The 15,639-nt window shown below is 60.7% G+C and carries 16 protein-coding genes, 1 tRNA gene and 1 riboswitch; of the genes, 12 read left to right on the forward strand and 5 right to left on the reverse strand.

The genetic code is table 11. The features are described from left to right. The 3 genes from pstB to phoB are packed head-to-tail and all read left to right on the forward strand — an operon-like array spanning position 1 to position 2,296. Positions 1–816: a phosphate ABC transporter ATP-binding protein PstB gene (gene pstB / locus RTCIAT899_RS02845; protein WP_015338718.1), complete on the forward strand. Its 816-nt coding sequence runs from the start codon at positions 1–3 to the stop codon at positions 814–816. A 51-nt stretch (positions 817–867) separates the two neighbouring features. Beyond that, on the forward strand, positions 868–1,581 hold the full coding sequence (gene phoU, locus RTCIAT899_RS02850) for a phosphate signaling complex protein PhoU (protein ID WP_015338719.1): 714 nt from the start codon (positions 868–870) through the stop codon (positions 1,579–1,581). A 31-nt stretch (positions 1,582–1,612) separates the two neighbouring features. Then, positions 1,613–2,296 carry a phosphate regulon transcriptional regulator PhoB gene (gene phoB, locus RTCIAT899_RS02855; RefSeq protein ID WP_004128368.1) on the forward strand — a complete coding sequence of 228 codons (684 nt, stop codon included), beginning with the start codon at positions 1,613–1,615 and terminating at the stop codon, positions 2,294–2,296. An 89-nt stretch (positions 2,297–2,385) separates the two neighbouring features. On the opposite strand, the gene RTCIAT899_RS02860 is transcribed toward phoB, so the two are convergent. Next, positions 2,386–2,922: a GcrA family cell cycle regulator gene (locus tag RTCIAT899_RS02860; RefSeq protein WP_015338720.1), complete on the reverse strand. Its 537-nt coding sequence runs from the start codon at positions 2,920–2,922 to the stop codon at positions 2,386–2,388. A 424-nt stretch (positions 2,923–3,346) separates the two neighbouring features. Here RTCIAT899_RS02860 and RTCIAT899_RS02865 point away from each other — a divergent pair, with 424 nt between their 5' ends. The 3 genes from RTCIAT899_RS02865 (at position 3,347) to RTCIAT899_RS02875 (ending at position 6,686) form a co-directional block, all read left to right on the forward strand. Continuing rightward, a complete protein-coding gene (locus tag RTCIAT899_RS02865) occupies positions 3,347–4,546 on the forward strand; it encodes an aspartate aminotransferase family protein (protein ID WP_015338721.1) in 1,200 nt (399 codons plus the stop codon). 73 nt (positions 4,547–4,619) lie between these two features. Further along, positions 4,620–5,537: an ornithine carbamoyltransferase gene (gene argF / locus RTCIAT899_RS02870; RefSeq protein ID WP_015338722.1), complete on the forward strand. Its 918-nt coding sequence runs from the start codon at positions 4,620–4,622 to the stop codon at positions 5,535–5,537. A 159-nt stretch (positions 5,538–5,696) separates the two neighbouring features. Continuing rightward, entirely contained in the window at positions 5,697–6,686 is a 990-nt protein-coding gene (locus RTCIAT899_RS02875; RefSeq protein ID WP_015338723.1) for an Hsp33 family molecular chaperone, read from the forward strand. Positions 6,687–6,692: 6 nt separating this feature from the next. On the opposite strand, the gene apaG is transcribed toward RTCIAT899_RS02875, so the two are convergent. Then, complete coding sequence (gene apaG, locus RTCIAT899_RS02880; RefSeq protein WP_015338724.1) at positions 6,693–7,085, reverse strand: Co2+/Mg2+ efflux protein ApaG; 393 nt, start codon at positions 7,083–7,085, stop codon at positions 6,693–6,695. 611 nt (positions 7,086–7,696) lie between these two features. Between apaG and RTCIAT899_RS02885 the strand changes: the two genes are divergently transcribed. Continuing rightward, positions 7,697–8,410 (forward strand): DNA helicase, encoded by a 714-nt coding sequence (locus RTCIAT899_RS02885; RefSeq protein ID WP_015338725.1) that lies wholly within the window; start codon positions 7,697–7,699, stop codon positions 8,408–8,410. Between the two features lie 64 nt (positions 8,411–8,474). Here RTCIAT899_RS02885 and RTCIAT899_RS02890 read toward each other — a convergent pair whose 3' ends face one another. Continuing rightward, on the reverse strand, positions 8,475–9,662 hold the full coding sequence (locus RTCIAT899_RS02890; RefSeq protein ID WP_015338726.1) for an O-succinylhomoserine sulfhydrylase: 1,188 nt from the start codon (positions 9,660–9,662) through the stop codon (positions 8,475–8,477). Positions 9,663–9,705: 43 nt separating this feature from the next. Next, a riboswitch (SAM riboswitch) is annotated at positions 9,706–9,784 on the reverse strand. A 72-nt stretch (positions 9,785–9,856) separates the two neighbouring features. Here RTCIAT899_RS02890 and RTCIAT899_RS02895 point away from each other — a divergent pair. Both RTCIAT899_RS02895 and RTCIAT899_RS02900 read left to right on the forward strand, forming a co-directional pair. Beyond that, positions 9,857–10,951 carry a 2'-deoxycytidine 5'-triphosphate deaminase gene (locus tag RTCIAT899_RS02895; protein ID WP_015338727.1) on the forward strand — a complete coding sequence of 365 codons (1,095 nt, stop codon included), beginning with the start codon at positions 9,857–9,859 and terminating at the stop codon, positions 10,949–10,951. 58 nt (positions 10,952–11,009) lie between these two features. Beyond that, positions 11,010–11,083 (forward strand) — tRNA-Gly (locus RTCIAT899_RS02900). A gap of 6 nt (positions 11,084–11,089) precedes the next feature. Here RTCIAT899_RS02900 and RTCIAT899_RS02905 read toward each other — a convergent pair. Continuing rightward, positions 11,090–11,998: a LysR family transcriptional regulator gene (locus tag RTCIAT899_RS02905; protein ID WP_015338728.1), complete on the reverse strand. Its 909-nt coding sequence runs from the start codon at positions 11,996–11,998 to the stop codon at positions 11,090–11,092. A gap of 101 nt (positions 11,999–12,099) precedes the next feature. Here RTCIAT899_RS02905 and RTCIAT899_RS02910 point away from each other — a divergent pair, with 101 nt between their 5' ends. The 3 genes from RTCIAT899_RS02910 to RTCIAT899_RS02920 all read left to right on the forward strand — a co-directional run bounded on the left by RTCIAT899_RS02910 (position 12,100) and on the right by RTCIAT899_RS02920 (position 15,031). Next, complete coding sequence (locus RTCIAT899_RS02910; RefSeq protein WP_015338729.1) at positions 12,100–13,326, forward strand: MFS transporter; 1,227 nt, start codon at positions 12,100–12,102, stop codon at positions 13,324–13,326. Positions 13,327–13,444: 118 nt separating this feature from the next. Beyond that, positions 13,445–14,020 carry an acyltransferase gene (locus RTCIAT899_RS02915; RefSeq protein WP_015338730.1) on the forward strand — a complete coding sequence of 192 codons (576 nt, stop codon included), beginning with the start codon at positions 13,445–13,447 and terminating at the stop codon, positions 14,018–14,020. A 135-nt stretch (positions 14,021–14,155) separates the two neighbouring features. Beyond that, positions 14,156–15,031 carry a transporter substrate-binding domain-containing protein gene (locus tag RTCIAT899_RS02920; RefSeq protein WP_015338731.1) on the forward strand — a complete coding sequence of 292 codons (876 nt, stop codon included), beginning with the start codon at positions 14,156–14,158 and terminating at the stop codon, positions 15,029–15,031. Positions 15,032–15,085: 54 nt separating this feature from the next. On the opposite strand, the gene RTCIAT899_RS02925 is transcribed toward RTCIAT899_RS02920, so the two are convergent. Next, positions 15,086–15,499 (reverse strand): tellurite resistance TerB family protein, encoded by a 414-nt coding sequence (locus tag RTCIAT899_RS02925; RefSeq protein WP_015338732.1) that lies wholly within the window; start codon positions 15,497–15,499, stop codon positions 15,086–15,088. Positions 15,500–15,639: the final 140 nt, after the last annotated feature.

The following is a 15,639-nucleotide window of genomic DNA, read 5'->3' on the forward strand; positions in this document are numbered from 1 at the left end:
ATGAACATGATGACGGAAGCCGCCAGCGAAAAAGCATTGTCCAGGAAGATGACGACGATCCCCTACAAGATGATCGGCCAGGACGTTTCTGTGTTCTACGGCGACAAGCGGGCGCTCTTCGGCGTCAATCTGAAGATCCGCACCAATACGGTCACGGCTTTGATCGGCCCTTCCGGTTGCGGCAAGTCCACCTTCCTGCGCTGCCTCAACCGCATGAACGATACGATCGAGACCTGCCGGGTCACCGGCAAGATCACGCTCGACGATCAGGATGTCTACGACGACAGCATCGACGTGGTGGAACTGCGCGCCCGCGTCGGCATGGTCTTTCAGAAGCCCAACCCATTTCCGAAGTCCATCTATGAGAACGTCGCCTACGGCCCGCGCATCCATGGCCTGCATCGCTCAAAGGCCGATCTCGAGCATATCGTCGAGACCAGCCTGCAGAAGGCCGGTCTCTGGGGCGAGGTCAAGGATCGGCTCCATGATGCCGGCACGAGCCTGTCCGGCGGCCAGCAGCAGCGTCTGTGCATCGCCCGCGCCGTCGCGGTCAGCCCGGAGGTCATCCTGATGGACGAGCCATGCTCGGCGCTTGATCCGATAGCGACCGCCAAGGTCGAGGATCTCATCCACGAGCTTCGGGAAAACTTCACCATCGTCATCGTGACGCATTCCATGCAGCAGGCAGCCCGCGTCTCGCAGCGTACCGCAATGTTCCATCTCGGCCACCTGGTCGAGGAGAACGACACCGATAAGATGTTCACCAATCCCGACGATTTCCGCACGCAGGATTACATCATGGGCCGTTTTGGTTGATGATGGCAGGCGCGCGGCTCATTTCACACAGTTCACCTTGAGGATAGAAAAATGGTCTCCACTCACATTCTCTCTGCCTACGACGAAGACCTGAAGTTCCTGACGCGCCGCATTGCTGAAATGGGCGGCCTGGCAGAGCAGATGGTTAGCGACAGCGTACGCGCCTTGGTCAACAGCGACGCTGCCCTGGCCCAGAAGGTCATCTCCGACGACGTCGTTCTCGACCATGCCGAGCGCGAAGTCGGAGACAAGGCGATCGTCACCATCGCCCGCCGTCAGCCGATGGCGGCGGACCTGCGTGAAATCATGGGCTCGATCCGCATCGCATCCGATCTCGAGCGCGTCGGCGATCTCGGCAAGAACACTGCAAAGCGCGTCATCGCCGTCCAGGGCACCGGTGTCCCGCGCCGCCTCGCCCGCGGCATCGAGCATCTCTCCGAACTGGCGCTGAGCCAGCTCAAGGAAGTTCTGGATGTCTACGCGACCCGCTCGCCGGACAAAGCCGTATCGATCCGCGAACGCGACGAGGAAATCGACGCCATGTACACCTCGCTCTTTCGCGAGATGCTGACCTACATGATGGAAGATCCGCGCAACATCACCACCTGCACGCATCTTCTTTTCTGCGCCAAGAACATCGAGCGCATCGGCGACCATGCCACCAACATCGCCGAGACGATCTATTACATGGCGACGGGCGCGCAGCCGGAAGGCGAGCGCCCGAAGGACGATACCGCCAATACCGTCGGCGCAGTGACGGAATAATCTGGAAGCGAAGAAAGGAGACCATAGGCGCATGGTTCCGAGAGTTGCTGTTGTAGAAGACGAGGAAGCGCTTAGCGTTCTGCTGCGCTACAATCTTGAGGCCGAAGGCTTCGAGGTGGACACGATCCTCAGAGGCGATGAGGCCGAGCTGCGTCTCCAGGAGCGCATCCCCGATCTCCTGATCCTCGACTGGATGCTCCCCGGCGTATCGGGCATCGAGCTCTGCCGCCGGCTGCGTATGCGGCCGGAGACGGAGCGCCTGCCGATCATCATGCTGACGGCCCGCGGCGAGGAAAGCGAGCGCGTGCGCGGGCTTTCGACCGGCGCGGACGATTATGTCGTCAAGCCGTTCTCGACGCCGGAGCTGATGGCTCGCGTCAAGGCGATGCTGCGGCGCGCCCGCCCGGAGGTTCTCTCCACGGTGCTGCGCTGCGGCGATATCGAGCTGGACCGCGAAACTCATCGCGTCCACCGCAAGAGCCGCGAAGTGCGGCTGGGGCCGACGGAATTCCGCCTGCTTGAGTTCCTGATGTCCTCGCCGGGCCGCGTCTTCTCGCGTTCGCAGCTGCTCGACGGCGTATGGGGTCACGATATCTACGTCGACGAACGCACGGTCGACGTCCATGTCGGCCGCCTGCGCAAGGCGCTCAATTTCTCCAATATGCAGGATGTCATCCGCACCGTTCGCGGCGCGGGCTACTCCATGGAAGCCTGAGCGGGGAGACCCGATCAGGCATCAACATAGCGGCGGAAACAGAAAACGGGCCTCAAGGGCCCGTTTCTTTATCTCAGTCATCAAGCCTCTCAGCCACGCGGCTGGGCCGGTCTACGCCGTTCATGCACCGGCTGGTAGGCCAGGCGCTGATGGTAGGTGCAGTAAGGCGATGAATCTGGGCTCTCGTTGCCGCAGAAATGGAAATCGTCCTTCAGCGGATCGCCGACCGGCCACTTGCAGGTGCGCTCCGTCAGTTCCGTCAGGCCGAGGCGGCGGGAGATCGGAACGACGACGTTCGATGCCGGGCGATATTGGATTTCGTTGACGGAATCGATCTCGATCTCTTCCTTCAGCATGGTTGCGCCCTGCTGGCGGGCAACCACCGTGCGGGTAGCAACGCGCGATCCGTAGGTCGCAGCGCGAGGTGCCGCTGCGCTGCGCTTCGGCGTGCGTGCTGCGGTTGCCGTGCCGCCCGCCTTCGCTCGGCCGGGGAGGTTCAGGCGATGCACCTTGCCGATGACGGCGTTACGGCTCACGCCACCGAGCTGCGCAGCAATCTGGCTGGCGCTCAATCCTTCGGACCATAGCTTTTTCAGCTTCTCGACGCGTTCGTCTGTCCAATTCATGCCCTGTCTCCGCTGTCGCGTTTCCGATGGCAGAATCCCTCACCATTGCCTCGCATGGTATCGAGGCGCGAAACGCTCTAAAATTGTGGTGACTAGTTCCGCCGCATGCAGTCTAGCAATTGGTTTTTAACCTAGTGTGAGGCTGACTCCGTGACAAGAGTCGCGGGAATCTTGAGGAATCGATTTCGAGGTTTTCCCCAACTTGCTGTCCGGGCGTGGCATTTCTGCCATAGGCGCCGCCCGGCGCATCTCTTTTGCCGGCAAGTGTTTTCTCGCACCTGCTAAAACGGCAGTTTTGTTGACATCGCGGTGCAAAACATCAATAGTGCCCGAGCCGCCGCAAGGCGGCATTTTTGATTTTTTCGGACCCGTTTCATCAAATGGAAGCGATCGGTCCTTAAAGTTGTGATCAGGAGATAGGGCCATGGCCGAGACCACGCCGCTTTACGACACCTACTTGCGCGCTCCGCTGCGGTTCGAGCGAGGCGAGGGCGTCTGGCTGGTCACTGAGAATGGCGAACGCTACCTCGATTTCGCAGCCGGCGTCGCGGTCAATTCGCTCGGTCATGCTCATCCCCATCTTGTCGCCGAACTGAAGGCGCAGGCCGACAAGGTCTGGCACCTGTCCAACCTCTATGAGGTGCCCGGTCAGGAGAAGCTGTCGAAGCGGCTGACGGAAGTGACCTTCGCCGACAAGGTGTTCTTCACCAATTCGGGCGCAGAAGCTCTGGAGTGCGCCATCAAGACTGCGCGGCGCTACCAGTTCGCCAAGGGGCATCCCGAGAAGTTCCATATCATCACCTTCGAAGGCGCCTTCCACGGCCGCACCATCGCAACGATTGCCGCCGGTGGCCAGGAAAAATATATCGAAGGCTTCGGTCCGAAGGCCCCGGGCTTCGACCAGGTGCAGTTCGGCGATCTTGACGCCGTGCGTGCCGCCATCACGGATGCGACGGCTGCGATCCTGATCGAGCCGGTTCAGGGCGAGGGCGGCATTCGCCCGGCGACCAACGAATTCCTGCGCGGGCTGCGGGAGATCTGCGATGAGCACGGCCTGCTTTTGATCCTCGACGAAGTACAGTGTGGTGTCGGCCGTACCGGCAAGCTCTTCGCCCATGAATGGTCCGGTATCAAGCCTGACATCATGGCGGTCGCCAAGGGTATCGGCGGCGGTTTCCCGCTCGGTGCGTGCCTTGCGACGGCAGAAGCCGCTTCCGGCATGAAGGCCGGCACGCATGGCTCGACCTATGGCGGCAATCCGCTCGCCATGGCAGTCGGCAATGCGGTTCTCGATATCGTGCTTGCCGAAGGCTTCCTGCAGCATGTGCGCGATGTCTCGCTGGTATTCCGCCAGGGGCTCGCCTCGCTCAAGGATCGTTTTCCTGACATCATCGAGGACGTTCGCGGTGAAGGCCTGATGCTCGGCATCAAGGCGGCCATTCCGCAGGCGGACCTGCTGCAGGCGATCCGCGCCGAGCGTCTGCTCGGTGTTCCGGCCGGCGACAACGTCATCCGTCTGCTGCCGCCGCTGGTCGTCACTGCCGAAGAAGCACGCGAAGGTTTCGCTCGCCTGGAGCGCGCCGCCGAGCGTGCGCGCGCTGCCCGCACCAAGAAATCGGCTTGAACTCAACGCCCGCAATTGGGGCGTTCCTGCCCCACGCGGGCGTTATTGTTTTTTCTGGAGTACAGGTAAGGACATGGCTTCTCCGAAACACTTTCTCGATCTCTCTGCCGTTCCGGCTGCCGATCTGCGCAATATCATCGATGACGCGATCGTCCGAAAGAGCGCGCAGAAGGCCGGCACGGCCGACAAGCCGCTCGCCGGCAAGATGCTGGCGATGATCTTCGAGAAGCCGTCCACCCGAACCCGCGTCTCCTTCGACGTCGGCATGCGGCAGCTGGGCGGCGAGACGCTGTTCCTCTCCGGCACCGAAATGCAGCTCGGCCGCGCCGAGACGATCGGCGACACGGCGAAGGTGCTGTCGCGCTATGTCGACGCGATCATGATCCGCACGACCGATCACTCGCGCCTGTTGGAACTCGCGCAACATGCGACCGTTCCGGTCATCAATGCGCTGACCGACGACACGCATCCCTGCCAGATCATGGCCGATATCATGACCTTCGAAGAGCATCGCGGCCCGATCAAGGGCAAGACGCTTGCCTGGACCGGAGACGGCAACAACGTGCTGCATTCGCTGATCGAAGGGGCCGCCCGTTTCGGTTATCGCATGAATATGGCGGTACCCCTTGGTTCCGAGCCGAAGGATCACTATCTGAACTGGGCCCGCAATGAGGGCGCCGAAATCATGCTCTCGCATGATGCAGACCGTGCGGTCGCCGGCGCCGATTGCGTGGTAACCGATACCTGGGTTTCCATGAATCAGGAACACCGGGCTCGCGGTCACAACGTCTTCCAGCCCTATCAGGTCAACAAGGCTTTGATGGCACAGGCCGGCAAAGACGCGTTGTTCATGCATTGCCTGCCCGCCCATCGCGGGGAGGAAGTGACGGACGAGGTGATCGATGGCCCGCAATCCGTTGTCTTCGATGAGGCGGAAAACCGCCTTCACGCGCAGAAGTCGATTCTTGCTTGGTGCCTGGGCGCGATCTGAAGATATTAAACCGCGTCTCAAAGGCGCAGGCCCTAGAGCCGGATGGTCTTAGGTCGAAGCGACCCAAGACCTGAATCCGGTCTAGAATCAAAGAAATAGAGCATGACGGCGCCCGAAAACCGCTCTCACTTTTCGGCGTCATGCTGCAGGAGTAAGCTAATGGCAGAAAATGCCGCCTCGCTGGGTCAGTTCGATTTCGCCGGTGACGATCACGTGGTTCCCTTCCAGGTGGAAGGTCTCGATGTGCGTGGCCGTGCCGTACAGCTCGGTCCCCTGCTGGACACGATCCTTGCCCGGCACGACTATCCGACGCCGGTCGCGCGGCTGCTTGCCGAAGCCATCGTCCTGACCGTCCTGCTTGGCACGTCGCTGAAATTCGAAGGCAAATTCACCGTGCAGACCAAGGGCGACGGTCCCGTCGACCTTCTGGTCGCCGATTTCTCGACACCGGAAAATGTTCGCGCCTATGCGCGTTTCAATGAAGAAGCGCTGGCAAAGGCAGTTAAGGAAGGCAGAACCGAGCCGGAGCAGCTGCTCGGCAAGGGCGTGCTCGCCTTCACCATCGATCAGGGCCGTTTCAGCCAACCTTATCAGGGTATCGTCGCGCTCGATGGTGCTTCGCTCGAAGAGATCGCCGGCACCTATTTCCGCCAGTCGGAACAGATCCCGACCCGCGTGCGTCTGGGCGCTGCAGAGCTCTTCGATCGTGATGAGAACGGCAAGCCGCGTCACCGCTGGCGTGCCGGTGGCCTGATCGCGCAGTTCTTGCCGGAAGCGCCCGAGCGCATGCGCCAGCCGGACCTGCATGGCGGCGATGGCGATAGCGGCGCGCGTGATCACGCCGAGGACGATGCCTGGGCGGAAGCGCGCAGCCTGGTGGAAACCATCGATGCCGACGAGCTGACGGATCCGCTTGTTGGTACCGAGCGGCTTCTCTACCGCCTCTTCCACGAGCGCGGCGTCCGCGTCTATGAGCCGAAGGCCGTCTATGACCGCTGTTCGTGCTCGCGCGACAAGCTGAAGGGCGTCTTGAAAGGTTTCACAGCCGAGGAGATCGAGGCCAGTCAGGAGAATGGCGAGATCGCCGTCACCTGCGAGTTCTGCTCGACGACCTATCGCTTCGAAGTGTCGGAAATAGAGGTGGCCTGAGGTCGCTCAGTTCAGCGTACGCAGCAGGTTAGGCGTATCCAGTGAAAAGGCGGGGATCTTGACATGGAATTGCTCCCCGCCGTCCGTTTCCATCTGGTAATGACCGAACATCATGCCTGACGGCGTATCCAGTGGGCAGCCCGAGGAATATTCGTAGGTATCGCCGGGCTTCAGGTGCGGCTGCTCGCCGACCACGCCGGGGCCTGTCACCTCATCCACGATGCCGTTCATGTCAGTGATGTGCCAATAGCGCGTTACCAGCTTCACGGCTTCCTTCGAGTGGTTGGAAATGACGATGCGGTATCCCCAGACATAACGGTCATCATCCGGATCGGATTGCTCCTCCAGATAAAACGGCTCTACAACCACCTCGATGTCGCGTGTTAGGGCGCGATACATGCCTGACACCTTGCCACTGCCCTGAAACGTCGAGCGCTCCTTGAAGCCGCATCGCCGTTTCAGCATTTTCAAGTTTGCGGCATATTATCCGCTTTCCACCATTCCCGCAAAGTGCAGGATGTTTAGCGGTATCCTATAACCGATGCTTTCCGTCAAGGAACGGCGTAATGAAATCTTGCGTGAGCGGCCGGGACGGTTTTGATTCCAGCTATTACGGTTCATGTTGAAGGTTAACGAAGTCGTCTCCAAGTATCATAGGTCACCGTGATTTGATCTTATCTGCCGGAGTAGAGGTAGGCGCATCCTCCGTACTCAGGAAACGCTTGCCACGATCGTCCGTGGACTTCTGTGATCGATGGTCAACCTGATCGCCCGGCATCAAAACCTCCGGACCACATAACCCCTGTTCCTTTTATATGTTCCTCTTGCAGGACTTGCATGAGATTCCCCTGCAGGAGGATTTCGGCTATCATCTGATTCTGGCATCGCCCATGCCTCCCCCCTCCATTCGGGAAAGTATATTTCATGCAGGGCCGTCGATATCCAAACCGACTGTTTGAGCGCCTGGCATAAGGAGGGGTTGCGGTCATTGCTCGCAATAGGAGGTTTATATGAGGCTTTCTGCCCCTGTTTATCATTTGAAACGTAAGGCGAGGCTCCTGTCCCGCCAGCAGAACATCCCCTTGCACGCCGCGCTGGATCGCGTCGCGGCCGTCGAGGGTTTCGCAGGCTGGAGTTTGCTTGCAAGCAAAACGAACTCAGCCGTGCCCGTCGGCGAGCTGTATTCGCGTTTAAGCCCGGGCGATCTGGTGCTGATCGGCGCACGGCGCGGTCACGGCAAGACCCTGATGAGCCTGAGGCTCGCCGTCGAAGCCATGAAGGCTGGCAATCGCGGTGTCTTCTTCACGTTGGAGGACACGGAAAAGGTCGTTCTGGACCGTTTTCCGGTCATCGGTGCCGATCATGCGGAATTTGCTGATCTATTCGAGTTCGACAATTCGGACGCCATCAGCGCCGAATATATCGTGGAGAGGCTGGCTCAGGCATCGCCTGGCACGCTGGCCGTGGTCGATTATCTGCAGCTGCTGGATCAGAAGCGGGAGAATCCGGAACTAATGATCCAGGTTCGGATATTGAAGACGTTTGCACGCGCCAGAGGCGTTATCGTCGTCTTCATCTCGCAGATCGACCGTTCCTACGACCCCGCGTTGAAGCCCGTGCCCGATCTTGCGGATGTTCGCCTGCCGAATCCGCTGGATCTCAAATTGTTCGACAAGATGGTCTTCCTGAACAACGGCCTGGTCGAATTCAAGGTCGCCAGCTGACGAGCTGCCAATTGTCTAAAGGCAATCGAGCCGTCCGGAGAAAATCCGGGCGGCTCGACCGATATCAGGCGGAAACCTGCTCGAGAGCGCGGGCGAAATCTTCGACCAGATCTGCGCTGTCCTCGATGCCGGCGGAGAAGCGCACGGTGCCCGGCGAAATGCCGAGTTCGGCGCGGGCTTCGTCGGTGAGGTTCTTGTGCGTCGTGGTGGCCGGATGCGTGATCAGGCTCTTCGAGTCGCCGAGATTGTTGGAGATCTTCACGATCTCAAGCGCGTTCTGCAGCTTGAAGGCCGCTTCCTTGCCACCCTTCAGCTCGAAGGCGACCAGCGTCGAGCCGCCGCTCATCTGCTTGGCGATGATCTCGGCCTGCGGATGGTCCTTGCGGCCGGGATAGATCACGCGGGCGACCTTGTTGGTCTGCTCGGCGAGGAAATCGGCAATCTTGGAGGCATTCGCCGTCTGCTGCGCAACGCGCAGCGGCAACGTCTCGATGCCCTTCAGCAGCGTCCATGCGGTAAACGGCGACATGGCCGGGCCGGTATGGCGGAAATAGTCCTGCAGGTTCTCGTCGATCCACTGCTTGTCGGAGAGGATGACGCCGCCGAGCGAACGGCCCTGGCCGTCGATATGCTTGGTGGCGGAATAGACGACGATGTGGGCGCCGAGTTCGAGCGGCTTCTGGAAGAGCGGCGTCGCAAAGACGTTATCGACCACGACCTTGGCGCCGATCTGGTTGGCGAGCTTGGCGACAGCTGATATATCGACCACTTCCAGCGTCGGATTGGTCGGGCTTTCGAGGAAGAAGACCTTGGTGTTCGGGCGGATGGCCTTTTCCCAGTTCTCGGTGAAACGACCATCGACCAGCGTGCATTCGATGCCGTATTTCGGCGCGAGCGTTTCGACCACCCAGCGGCAGGAGCCGAAGAGCGCACGGGCGGCAACGATATGATCGCCGGCCTTCAACTGGCAGAGGATGGCGGCAGAAACGGCGGCCATGCCCGAAGCTGTGGCGCGGGCGTCTTCAGCGCCTTCCAGAGCGCACATGCGCTTTTCGAACATGTCGTTGGTCGGGCTGCCGTAGCGGGCGTAGATGAAGCCATCCGTTTCGCCCTTGAAGCGGGCTTCCGCCGCTTCCGAGGTGTCATAGACGAAGCCCTGGGTCAGATAGATTGCTTCGGAGGTCTCGCCGAATTGCGAACGGAGTGTTCCGCCGTGAACGAGCTGGGTTGCGGGGCGCCAAGTCTTGCTCATGCCATCACCACTTTCAAAACAAAAAAACCGGTCGCAAAAGCAGACCGGTTCAACCCCGGTCTTTTTAGCCATTTGTTTAACGTGGCTGCAAGCCGACCGGCCAAATCACCACGGGATAAGTTGCAATACTGCCGTTGACGGCTTGCGTCAATTCCCTGAGTTTGGTTTTGTCTGCGGCAAATTATGAGAGAAGCATGATGGCTCGCAATACTGGAATTCTGGCCGACCGGGCCATTGCAGCGCTGTTTGAAGCAGGGCGGCTGACGAGCGAGAGAGAACTCGACGTCGATCAGATCCAGCCGGCAAGCCTTGATCTCAGGCTCGGCTCGCATGCTTTCCGTGTTCGCGCCAGCTTCATGCCCGGCCCCTCGCATCTGGTCGCCGACAAGCTCGACCGGCTAAAGCTGCATGTCGTCGATCTCTCCGAAGGCGCGGTGCTGGAAACCGGCTGCGTCTATATCGTGCCGTTGATGGAGCGCCTCGACCTGCCGGAAGATATGTCGGCATCGGCCAATCCGAAGAGCTCGACCGGACGTCTCGACATCTTCACCCGCGTCATCACCGACCGGGCGCAGGAGTTCGACAAGATCCCGGCCGGCTATTCCGGCCCGCTCTATCTGGAAATCAGCCCTCGCACCTTCCCGATCGTCGTGCGCCGTGGCTCGCGCCTGTCGCAGATCCGCTTCCGCGTCGGTCAGGCCCTGCTCACCGAGCCCGAGCTGCTGGCACTGCACGAGACCGAGACGCTGGTCGCCAGCAAGAAGCCGAACATCACCGGTGGCGGCATCGCCCTGTCGATCGATCTTGCCGGCGACAAGGAAGGCCTGATCGGCTATCGCGGCAAGCACCACACGGCCGTCGTGGACGTCGACAAGAAGGCCCAGCACGATATCTTCGATTTCTGGGAGCCGCTCTATAGCCGCGGCCGCACCGAGCTGATCCTCGATCCCGACGAATTCTACATCCTCGTTTCGCGCGAGGCGGTGCATGTTCCCCCGCATTTCGCCGCCGAGATGACGCCGTTCGATCCGCTGGTCGGCGAATTCCGCGTCCACTATGCCGGCTTCTTCGATCCTGGCTTCGGCCATGCACCGGCCGGCGGCCGCGGCAGCCGCGCCGTGCTCGAAGTGCGCAGCCACGAAGTGCCCTTCATCCTTGAGGACGGCCAGATCGTCGGCCGCCTGATCTACGAACACATGCTGGAGCAGCCGAGCAGCCTTTACGGCTCGGGCCTCGGCTCGAACTATCAGGCACAGGGCCTGAAGCTCTCGAAGCACTTCCGGCTGTGATCCACACTTTGGCGGCCTTGACAGAGGCCGCCAACTATTGGACATCTCAAGGGTACAGGCGGGTGTAGCTCAATGGTAGAGCAGCAGCTTCCCAAGCTGAATACGAGGGTTCGATTCCCTTCACCCGCTCCATAATCTTCACGCCAGAAGCGGTCTCTTCGACTTCAGCGTTTCCTTTAGCGCTTCTCCAAAGATTGCGATCGGCCGCGCCAGCCGCCCGGCCGGTGGTCGATGCACCAGCCAGTTGACGACTTTCGGGCTTAAATCCGGCGCTTCGACAATCTCGATGGCATTGCGCCAGCGGCTGTCCGCCAGTGCCGCCGGCGTCAGGACGCCGATACCGAGACCGCGTGCGACCAGCGACATGCGCAGATCGGCGCTCATCGCCTCGACCCCGACATCGAAGGGCAGGCGCTCGGCTTCGAAGCGATGCTGAATGAAGGCACGGAAGCCGCAGCCGCTCTGGTTCATAATCCAGGGAAAGCGGGAGAGATCTTCCAGTCTCGGTTGCCTGGGAACGCCGAGTGACGGCGCCGCGACGAGAATGACGGCATGGACTCCGAGCATCTCGCCGACGACATTATCCGGCGGCTGCAACCCTTCCGCCAGGCAGACGGTTGCCGCATCGAGCTGGCTATGAGCGACCTGCTCGATCAGTTGCGGCGACCAGCCGGTGGCGATGCGCAGCGTCAATTGCGGAAACTGACTGCGCAATTCATCAAGCGGAGCGGATAAGGCCGCCTCGGAGAGATAGGGCATGATCCCGAGACGGAATTCGCCGCTGATCGCGCCGCCGGGCGAAACACCGGCCTTGAGATCGTCGAGCGAGCGCAGCACCCGGCGGCCATGCTCATAGGCCTCGCGGCCTGCCGCGGTCGGCCGTAGGGGCTTTGACTGTCGGTCGAGCAAGGCGATGCCGAGACTGTCTTCCAGGTTCTGTATGCGCCGGGTGATGCCTGGCTGGGTCAGATTGATGCGCGCGGAGGCGGCAACGATCGAACCCGTCTCTACCACGGCGACGAAGGCTTCCAGATCATGTATGTTCATGCTGAACTCGCATAATCATTATTAGTTCATTTCAATTGCTGCATTATGCGACAAAGCGATAAACATGGCTATCTTTATTATCAAAGATTATTGGAGAGCTCATGTCGCAAGTTCCAGAATGCATGACGAGCGAGCCGGAGGGAGAGGTTTCCACTGCTGCGGCCGCTCCTTCGACCTTGTTGTTCGCCATCGCCACCGGCGTCATCATCCTCAATCTCTTCGCGCCCCAGACGCTGGTCGGCATCATCGGACCGTCGCTCGGCTTTTCCGAAAGCGGTGCCGGCCTGGTGGCCATGGCCTCGCTGCTCGGCTATGCCGCCGGCCTGTTTTTCCTGGTGCCGCTGGCGGATCTCATGGAAAACCGGCAGCTTGTGCTGCGCATGCTTCTCTCGGCTTTGGTCATGGCTATTGCCGCCGCCTTCGCACCGGCAGGCTGGAGCCTGCTGATCTTCCTCTTCCTGCTGGGAGCGGCCTGCTCTGCCATCCAGATCCTCGTGCCGATCGCGGCAGCGATGGCGCCGCCTGAACATCGTGGCCGGGTGATCGGCAATGTCATGAGCGGCGTCATGGTCGGCATTCTTGTCTCGCGCCCTCTGGCGAGCTTGATTGCCGACTTTTGGGGCTGGAGAAGTTTCTATGCCCTGAGCGCCGCAACGCTTGCACTGCTCGCCGCTGTGCTTGCCCTGCGTCTGCCGGAGCGGCGCCCTCTGATCAGCGCGAGTTACAGGGCCTTGATCAGTTCGCTCTTCGGGCTCCTGCGGGAGGAGCCGGTGCTGCGGCTGCGTGCCTTCACGGCAGCCTTGATGATGGCGAGCTTCAGCCTGTTCTGGACATCCGTCGCCCTACGTCTGGCGCAGCCGCCATTCTCGCTCGGCCAGTCCGGCATTGCGCTGTTTGCCCTCGTGGGCGCCGGCGGAGCTGCGGCGACCTCTGTCTTCGGCCGCATGGGCGACAGGGGCTGGACGCGGACGGCGACATTGGCCTCGCATCTGATCGTACTTGCCGCCATGGCGCTGGCTGCCTGGGTGGGCGGAATACGGTCTGGTGACTCTGTGGCGCTATTGATCCTTCTGGGCGTCAGCGCGGTCTTGCTCGATGTCGGCGTCACCGGCGATCAGACCCTGGGTCGTCGCGCCGTCAACCTCCTGAAGCGGGAAGCCCGCGGCCGCATCAACGGTCTCTTTGTCGGCATATTCTTTCTCGGCGGCGCGCTGGGATCGGCTCTTGCCGGAACCGCCTGGGATTTCGGCGGTTGGGTTGCCGTCTGTGCAGGGGCCGCGGGCTTCGGCGTGATTGCGTTGATCACAGGCCTTGCCGCGCGCATCTGAACAGTGCAGGCAACGGGACAGCACTTGTGAATGCACTGCCGCATCGCCATCTGTAGCGCATTCAGGCGGGCGTCAGACAAGCATGTAAGAACGGGCGCTCCTTGTCAGGAGCGTCGAAATGCGTGGCATTGCATGGTTTTACAGGTTGAGAGCACTCTTTCGAAGCGGTGCGCTGAAGATTGCCCGCAGCACCAAAGTACCTCTCGGCACCAAAATCATCTGGAAGCGGGGCGATGTCCGCATCGGGGAAAGAGTGCATTTCCGCAAGGGCGTCATCATCGATGCGCAAGAAGGTAGCATCGAAATCGGCAATCATGTCTCCTTCAACGACTACAGCATTCTGCTCGGCCGCGGCGGGATTGTGATCGGCAATGATGTGCGCATCGCCGCCCATGCAATGATCGTCTCCTTCGATCACAATTTCGATGACATCTCGCAGCCGATCCGCCTTCAGGGCGTGACGAAGAAGCCGATCGTCATTGAGGACGATGTCTGGATAGGGGCAGGCGCCAAGATCCTCGGCGGCTCCCATATCGCCAAGGGATGCGTTATCGGCGCCAACGCCGTCGTCAAGGGCCGGACCAAGCCTTACGGCATCTATGTCGGCGCTCCGGCGAGACTGTTGAAGCGGCGCGGAGAAGCTGAAGGCAGCCCGTCGGGAAAGATTGAACGGCTCGTTCTGCCGAAAAAGTAAAAGGCTCCAACGCCACCCATCCCGGCGCCACTTCGGTCATCATTAACAGCGCGATATTCCCCCCGCGGCCTGTCTCTGCTACATCGGATTCGTGAAGCAGAATGTGCATCCACGACCGGAGGCCGTATCCAGACCATGCGTGTTTGCCTTTCGTCGATCATGTCAGTCGCCCGGCACCTGGCGCTTGCGGCCTTGATCACTCTATCCTGCACCGTGCCGCTTGCCGCTCAGGAGACGAAGCCGCAGAGCCTGCCGATCCTGTTCGATGCGCGTGAGCGCCTGCCGAAGCCGGATCTGTCCTCACTGGTCAGACTGCGCTTCCTGACGTCGATCGACTTTCCGCCTTTCAATTTCCTCGATCAGAACGGCAAGCTCACCGGCTTCCATGTCGAGCTGGCGCGCAAGATCTGCGATGAGCTGGCAATATCGGACAAATGCCAGATCCAGGCTTTGCCCTTCGGTGAATTGCAGGGTGCACTTGCCGCTTCGCAAGGCGATGCCATCATAGCCGGCGTTGCGGTTACGCCCGACCTGCGCAAGACTTTCGCATTTTCACGGCCTTTCCTGATGCTGCCGGCCCGCTTCGTGCGCAATCTCAAGGCATCGATCAGCGGCACGACCGCCCCCTCGCTGTCGGGACATTCGGTCGGCGTCGTCAAGGGAACGGTGCACGCCGCGATGCTGGCGGCCTTCTTCCCGGCGATCAAGCCGGTGCCCTTCGATGACAAGGATGGGCTTCTGGCCGCCGTCAAGGACGGCAAGGTCGATGCGGCGTTTGCCGATGGCCTGCAGCTTTCCTTCTGGGTCTCGTCGCCGGCGGCGGAAAAATGCTGCGCTCTGTTTGACGGCCCCTACCTGTCGCAGCAATTTCTCGGCGAAGGCATGACCATCATGCTGCGCCAGCAGGATGCCGATCTGACGGCGGCGATCAATCATGCGCTTGCCACCCTCTCACGGGATGGCAGGCTCCAGGAAATCTATCTGCGCTATTTTCCTTACGGGCTTTACTGATTCAGCAATTTCAGGAAACCGCGCAGCGGTTTTCCGTCCGGAATGCGTAATGCCTCAGGCCTTGCGATAGCGGGCGATGGCGCTGCGCTCGATGGCCGCACAGGTCAGTTTGTCGAGGCCCAGGCGGTCGCGGAGCAGGCTGAGCAGGCGCAGTTCTTCGGCCTTGACTGACAGGTCGGCGGAAGCGACTTCGACGGCGAGCGCATAGGCCGTGTCGTACAGACGTGCGGGAAGCGTATCGCGCACGGTTTCGAGCACGATGTCCAATCCCTCATTGTTCGAAAGCAGCTTGGCGCAATCGCGGGACACGGAAATCAGCTTCTCGTCGTCGAACCCCTTGAAAACCGGCAGGGCGTGAATGAGCTCTCCGATGCGGCTGAGTTCCCGGTCGTTCATCGTGCGGTCGACGGCCGAGGCCAGTACCATGACGTAGATCAGGGCCTCGTGAGCAGAAAGCGGCTTGTTCATGACAGGCGAAGTCCTTTGAATTTGGCAGACTGAAAAGTCGCGCATCTCATTGCAAAAGCTACTGCATAATTCCTTAAATCGGTACCGATTTAAGGCCAAAATTACACAGCCGATTAAAAGTGCTGCAGCGCCTGCGCGTC

Origin of the sequence: Rhizobium tropici CIAT 899 (genome assembly GCF_000330885.1) — a bacterium.
Lineage (GTDB): Bacteria > Pseudomonadota > Alphaproteobacteria > Rhizobiales > Rhizobiaceae > Rhizobium > Rhizobium tropici.

Excerpts from the sequence above, each read along its gene's own strand:
- RTCIAT899_RS02890 (WP_015338726.1), bottom strand. The coding sequence starts at position 9,662 with ATGAGCAAGACTTGGCGCCCCGCAACCCAGCTCGTTCACGGCGGAACA.
- apaG (WP_015338724.1), bottom strand. The coding sequence starts at position 7,085 with ATGTATCGCGCCCTAACACGCGACATCGAGGTGGTTGTAGAGCCGTTT.
- argF (WP_015338722.1), top strand. The coding sequence starts at position 4,620 with ATGGCTTCTCCGAAACACTTTCTCGATCTCTCTGCCGTTCCGGCTGCC.
- RTCIAT899_RS02925 (WP_015338732.1), bottom strand. The coding sequence starts at position 15,499 with ATGAACAAGCCGCTTTCTGCTCACGAGGCCCTGATCTACGTCATGGTA.
- RTCIAT899_RS02860 (WP_015338720.1), bottom strand. The coding sequence starts at position 2,922 with ATGAATTGGACAGACGAACGCGTCGAGAAGCTGAAAAAGCTATGGTCC.
- RTCIAT899_RS02915 (WP_015338730.1), top strand. The coding sequence starts at position 13,445 with ATGCGTGGCATTGCATGGTTTTACAGGTTGAGAGCACTCTTTCGAAGC.
- RTCIAT899_RS02865 (WP_015338721.1), top strand. The coding sequence starts at position 3,347 with ATGGCCGAGACCACGCCGCTTTACGACACCTACTTGCGCGCTCCGCTG.
- RTCIAT899_RS02920 (WP_015338731.1), top strand. The coding sequence starts at position 14,156 with ATGCGTGTTTGCCTTTCGTCGATCATGTCAGTCGCCCGGCACCTGGCG.
- phoB (WP_004128368.1), top strand. The coding sequence starts at position 1,613 with ATGGTTCCGAGAGTTGCTGTTGTAGAAGACGAGGAAGCGCTTAGCGTT.
- phoU (WP_015338719.1), top strand. The coding sequence starts at position 868 with ATGGTCTCCACTCACATTCTCTCTGCCTACGACGAAGACCTGAAGTTC.
- RTCIAT899_RS02905 (WP_015338728.1), bottom strand. The coding sequence starts at position 11,998 with ATGAACATACATGATCTGGAAGCCTTCGTCGCCGTGGTAGAGACGGGT.
- RTCIAT899_RS02910 (WP_015338729.1), top strand. The coding sequence starts at position 12,100 with ATGTCGCAAGTTCCAGAATGCATGACGAGCGAGCCGGAGGGAGAGGTT.
- RTCIAT899_RS02885 (WP_015338725.1), top strand. The coding sequence starts at position 7,697 with ATGAGGCTTTCTGCCCCTGTTTATCATTTGAAACGTAAGGCGAGGCTC.
- pstB (WP_015338718.1), top strand. The coding sequence starts at position 1 with ATGAACATGATGACGGAAGCCGCCAGCGAAAAAGCATTGTCCAGGAAG.
- RTCIAT899_RS02895 (WP_015338727.1), top strand. The coding sequence starts at position 9,857 with ATGATGGCTCGCAATACTGGAATTCTGGCCGACCGGGCCATTGCAGCG.
- RTCIAT899_RS02875 (WP_015338723.1), top strand. The coding sequence starts at position 5,697 with ATGGCAGAAAATGCCGCCTCGCTGGGTCAGTTCGATTTCGCCGGTGAC.